Here is a 5,409-nt window from a genome sequence, read left to right on the forward strand (position 1 = left end):
CCGAGCCCGGCGGCGACCAGCGCCGCGGCGGCGGCCGCGCCGAGCTTGACGCGGCGTCGGCGCAACGCGTCCGGGACGTTGGAGGCGCGGTGGCGGTGCCGGGGCGCGCCGACGGTGCGGGGGGTGGCCGGGCGGCCGGTGGCCAGTTCTTCGGCGGTGGGGAGCTTGAGGCTGGTGTGGGTGTCGCGGGTGGAGTCGGGGGCCGCGCCGCGTACTAGGGGCACGGCCCCGCGCCGGCCGGACGGCTCGAACGGCTCCACGTCGAAGTCGACTTCGTACAGGTCGTCGCCCGCCGGGTCCGGCGCGTCGTGTGGGGCGTCGACGTCGATCGGCGGCAGCCCGGCGAGCTGAGGCAGCATCTCCCGCAGCCGCGCGCCGAGTTCACCGGCCTTCAGCCGGGACGCCGGGGCTTTGGCCAGGCACTGGGACAGCAACTGCCACAGTTCGTCCGGCAGATCGGGCAGCGGGGCCACGGACTCGGTGACATGGCGGCGCAGTACGGCGCCGGGGTGGCCGCCGCCGAAGGGCGTGAAGCCGGCGATGAGTTCGTACAGGACCGTGGCGAGCGCGTAGATGTCGACACTTGCCCGAGGCGGCAGACCCTCGATGATCTCGGGGGCCAGGTAGTCCGGCGTACCGATGATGCGGGTCGCGCGGGTGCGGCGCGGGGAGTCGACCAGCCGGGCGATGCCGAAGTCGGTGAGCAGCGCCGGGGGCGCGCCGCCGGGCCCGGGCGGGGCTGCGGAGTCCAGGAGTACGTTCTCGGGCTTGACGTCGCGGTGGACGACCCCGGCGGCGTGCGCGGCGGCCAGCCCGTCGGCGACGTCGGCGGCGATGGCGACCGCGGCCTCGGGGGGGAGGCGGTGCTCGCGCTCCAGTCGGGACCGCAGGTCCGTACCGCGTACGAGGTCCATGACCAGGGCGAGGTCACTGCCGTCGACCACCAGGTCGCGGATGCCGACGATGTGCGGGTGGTCGAGCGACAGCAGGGCGGTGCGCTCCTGCACGAAGCGGCCGACGAGCTCCTGGTCGGAGGCGAGGTCCTCGCGCAGCAGCTTGATCGCGACCGGCCCCTCGGGGCCGTCGCCCAGCCATACGGTCCCGGCGGAACCCCGCCCCAGCACCTGGTGGGCGGTGTACCGGCTGCCGATCTTCCGTGCCAAGGCTGCTTCGACTCCTCCGACGATCCGTCGTGTTGGCGACAAAGCTACGCGGATGAGGGCCGCTTGGGGGAACGAGTCGGTGGTGACCGGGGCATCTGCCGGAGAAATCACCCTCTGGAAGTCGACAAATCTCCAACATCACCCGGGTTTACTGGCCTCCGGGGCCCCCGCCGTTGGTGGCGTTGTTGATCGTGGAGACCCAGTGCCAGGCGGAGCTGACCCAGCCCGTCACGCTGTCCCACAGCCCCTTGCCGGTGTTGAACCAGTCCTGGAGCGGCCCGACATACCAGGCCAGCAGGAAGATGACGACCAGCACGAGAATCACGGTCATGCAGCCCTTGAGGCAGCCCAGACCCGGGATCTTCACCGGGTTCGCGCTGCGCCGGCGCGGCTCCCGGCGCGGGGCCGGCTCGGGTGGCGGGCGCTGCGGCTCGTAACGCTGGGGCTGGGGCTGCTGGTAGCGCGGCTGCTGCTGTTGGGGTGGCGGCTGCTGGTAGCGGGGCTGCTGGTGCGCCGGGGGCTGCTGCTGCGGCTGGGCATAGGCCTGCTGCTGGGCGGCCGATGGCCCGGGCTGGGGCTGGCGGCGCGGGCGGCGGCGCAGGGGGTCCTGGTTGGGGTCGAGGTACTGGACCTCGGTCTGCTCGGCGCGATGGCGGGCGGCGTTGAGCTGTGACTCCCACGGGTGCGGGCCCTGCGGCTGGGCGCTCTGCGGCGAGCCGTCGGGCATCGGGGGCATGACCCGGGTGCCGTCGCCGGCGGACAGCACGCTGGTGGCAGCATTCGGGTCGTACGACCGCGGGGACTGCTGGGAGAGCACCTGCGTCGGGTCGGCCGCGTCCGGCGGCACGAGCTGCTGGTCCGGGACGGTGGCCGGCTCCGGGTCGGGCCCGAGCAGCGCGGCGACGCCGAGCGCAGCCTCGGCGGCGGCCGGGGTCGCGTGCACGCCGACGCCGGCCGCGACGACCCGCAGGGCGCGGGCCAGGTTCTCGGCGCTGGGGCGCTCGTCCGGCTTCTTCCGCAGGCAGCGTTCGATGACCGTCCACAGTGGCTCGGGCACGGTCGACGGGCGCCGCGGCTCCTCGCTCAGGTGCTGGTGCAGCACCTCGATCGCGCTCTCGCCCCGGAACGGCGCATGCCCGGTGAGCAGCTCGTACATCAGGATCCCGGCGCCGTAGACGTCCACCGCCGAGGTCTGCGGCAGTCCTTGCGCGGACTCCGGGGCGATATAGGCGGGTGTGCCGACGAATTCGTGCGTGCGGGTGACGCCGGGGGAGTCGGCGAGCCGCGCGATGCCGAAGTCGGTGAGCATCGGGTGCATCTGCGGGCTGCCGTCGGCCCCGGTAACGGTCGCGAGCAGGACGTTCGCGGGCTTGAGGTCGCGGTGGACGACGCCGTCGGCGTGGCTGGTGGCGAGCGCGTCGGCGACGGCGGCGGTGAGCAGGGCGGTGCCGACCGGGCTGAAGGGGCCGTTCTCGCGCAGATAGCGGTAGAGGTCCGGGCCGTCGACGAGGTCCATGACCAGCGCGAGCAGATCGCCCTCGACCACCAGGTCGCGGACCTTCACGATGTGCGGGTGCGTGAGCCGTACCAGGACCGAGCGCTCGCGCAGGAACCGCATGACGATGTCCGGGTCGCTCGCGAGCTCTTCCTTGAGCACCTTGATCGCGACCGACTCGCCGGTGTCGCGCACCTGGGACCGCCACACGGTGCCCGTGGCACCGCGTCCGAGCGGCTCCTCCAGTACGTATTTGCTGCCTACCGGCCGCACGATCTGCGCTCCCTGGTCCGTAGCCTTTCCGGCCCACTGTAGTGCCGCCGACTGAGAACCCCGCCGGTTCCGGGCGCGTTCTGTCGCGGCACAGGCTCGGGGATAGGACGCGGGGTACGGTCGCTTGGTTGCTTGTTCTGTTCGAAGGTGATCATTGAAGATCACTGGGGGAGGGACTGGCGGCGGGTTGTCAGTGACTGGTGGGAGGATGCGTAGTGCTGTGGCCGCATGCCTTCACCGGGAACCCGGCGGAAGCCGGCGAGCACAGCACCACCGGACGGGTGGGAGGGGCGGCGGGCAACACGGCCGCTCACCCCCCACCCTCGTACGTGTCGACGCGCCCGAGCGCGGCGGGGAGGGGCCCAGCGGCCGCCTTCCGGCCGGGCCCCGGGCGTCCCGAGCAGAAGGGACCGCGGACGGCGATGCAGATCCGGCTGACCGTTCTCGGGCCGCGCAGCGGCCGCGCAGCACGCTCCTACGACGTGCTCGTCACCGCGCCCGAGGGCACCCGGCTCGGGGCGGTGGCAGGCGCGCTCGCGTCCGGCTCGGGCTCCGGCCAGCCCGCGCGCGCCTCCGGTTCCACGCCCGCGCTCTACGCCGGCGCCGACCGGCTCGACCCGGCCACCGCCGTGCTCGGCGTCCCGCCCCTGGTCGACGGCGCCGTGCTGTCCCTGCACGCCCCCGCCGATCAGCACAGCGGCCCGCGCCCCGGCGAGCCCTCGGCCGCTCGCCTCCATGTCGTCGGCGGCCCCGACGCGGGCGGCGTCCACCTGCTCCAGGGTGGCCAGGCCCGGATCGGCCGCTCGGCCGACGCCGACGTCGCGCTTGACGACCCCGACGTCTCCCGGCTCCACTGCGCGGTCAGCGTCGACAGCGAGGGGCAGGTCACCGTCACCGACCTCGGCTCCACCAACGGCACCAAGGTCGGCGACCGCCCCGTCGGCGACCGCCCCGCGCCTCTCCCGCCGGGCGCCCTCCTCCGTATCGGCGAATCCGACCTCCGCCTCGAACCCTCCCCTCCCGGCTCCCCCGTCCCCCCGCCCCCCGCCTCCATCCCCGCCATCCCCGACGGCGAAGGCCACCTCCGCGTCTCCCTCCCCCCCACCCAATGGCCCGACCGCGTCCCGGGCGCGGCGAAGCCCAACGACTCCGGCCTGTTTTCGCACGGGGTGCCGGGCGCGCACGACGCCCGGCACCCCGGCGAGCCGGGCGGCCTCGGCCGCGAGCCGCGTGGCGGCGGGCGGACAGCCGCCGACGGCGCGCAAGCACCGGGAGAGGCCTGGATCTCATCGCAGGGGGCAACGGGCGGGCGGCTGGGAGAAACCCCCGCCGGAAGCGACGGCACCGACGCCGCAGACCTGACCCGCATCGTCCGGTTCCCGCAACCACGCCCAGCCCGAAACGTCGCGGAAGCGATAAGCGCCTGGGCCCGCAAGCTCGCGGCGAGCCGCACCACCGCCGACGCCGGCCCGATGCAGGCCGACTACGCGGCCCGGCTCGCCGCCGAGGCCGCGACGCTGCGCGACCGCTGGCCGGACCCGGCCTCCATACTGCTGACCGCGCTGGGACCGGGCCCGCGCCTGTGGGAGCGGTCCCCGGGCCACCCGGACGCCCTCACGGTCCGGCTCGGCACGACCGACCTGCCCGCCGAGGACGGCTTCGGCATGCTTCCGTCCGTGCCGTTCACCATCGACCTGCGCGACCCGCATACGTACGTCATGGGCCTGGCCGGCCCCCGCCCCCGCCTGTCCGGGCTGGCCCGCGCCGTCCTGGCCCAGCTCTGCGCGCTGCACTCGCCCACCGTGCTGGAGGTCGTCCTCGTCAGCGCCGACCGCGGCCGCCCCGCCGAGCAGCGCGCCGACGAGTGGTCCTGGCTCAACTGGCTGCCGCACGTGCGCCCCGCCCACGGCCAGGACTGCCGCCTGCTCACCGCCCTCGACCGGGAGCAGGCCGAGGCGCGTACCGCTGAGCTGGTCCGGCGCTGCGAGGAAGGACCGCTGGGCCCCGGGTGGGCCTCGGCCGACCCGGCGGCCGTGAGCGCGGCGGCGGACCGCCGCGAGGGTCCGTTCACGCTGCTCGTGGTGGACGGCGACCCCGGCTCGGCGTATCTGCGCGAGGCGGTGGCGCGGATCGCGGCCGCCGGGCCGTCCGTGGGCGTCCATGTGCTCTGCCTCGCCGAGAGCTCGGACCTGCTGGCCGTCGAGTGCGGGGTGCTGGCCGTGCTCGACGGCGACGTGGCCACGACCCTGCGCATCGAGCCGCACGGCCCGGAACGGCTCACCCTCGACGCGGTCTCCACGGCCTGGGCCGAGCGTTTCGCCCGCGCCCTGGCACCGCTGCGCGAGGGGGACGCCGCCGTGCCCCGGGCGACCCGCACCACGCTGCCCGCCGCCGCCCGGCTGCTGGACGAGCTGGACCTCGCCCTCGCCACCCCGGCCAAGGTCGCCGCCCGCTGGGGCGAGGCGGGGCTCGCCGGCG

At 75.0% G+C, this 5,409-nt stretch carries 3 protein-coding genes; 1 reads left to right on the forward strand and 2 read right to left on the reverse strand.

All coding sequences use genetic code 11. The features are described from left to right. Positions 1 to 1,163, reverse strand: a 1,163-nt coding sequence (locus EFK10_RS01820) for a serine/threonine-protein kinase (RefSeq protein ID WP_164835770.1), incomplete at its 3' end; no start/stop codon positions are given. Positions 1,164 to 1,311: 148 nt separating this feature from the next. Next, the gene (locus tag EFK10_RS01825; protein ID WP_127354030.1) at positions 1,312 to 2,931 is read right to left on the reverse strand and encodes a serine/threonine-protein kinase; all 1,620 of its coding nucleotides are present in this window, start codon (positions 2,929 to 2,931) and stop codon (positions 1,312 to 1,314) included. A 422-nt stretch (positions 2,932 to 3,353) separates the two neighbouring features. Here EFK10_RS01825 and EFK10_RS01830 point away from each other — a divergent pair. Beyond that, a partial coding sequence (locus EFK10_RS01830) for an FHA domain-containing protein (protein WP_127354031.1) occupies positions 3,354 to 5,409 on the forward strand: 2,056 nt, incomplete at its 3' end.

Source organism: Streptomyces soli (genome assembly GCF_003999195.1).
Lineage (GTDB): Bacteria > Actinomycetota > Actinomycetes > Streptomycetales > Streptomycetaceae > Actinacidiphila > Actinacidiphila soli.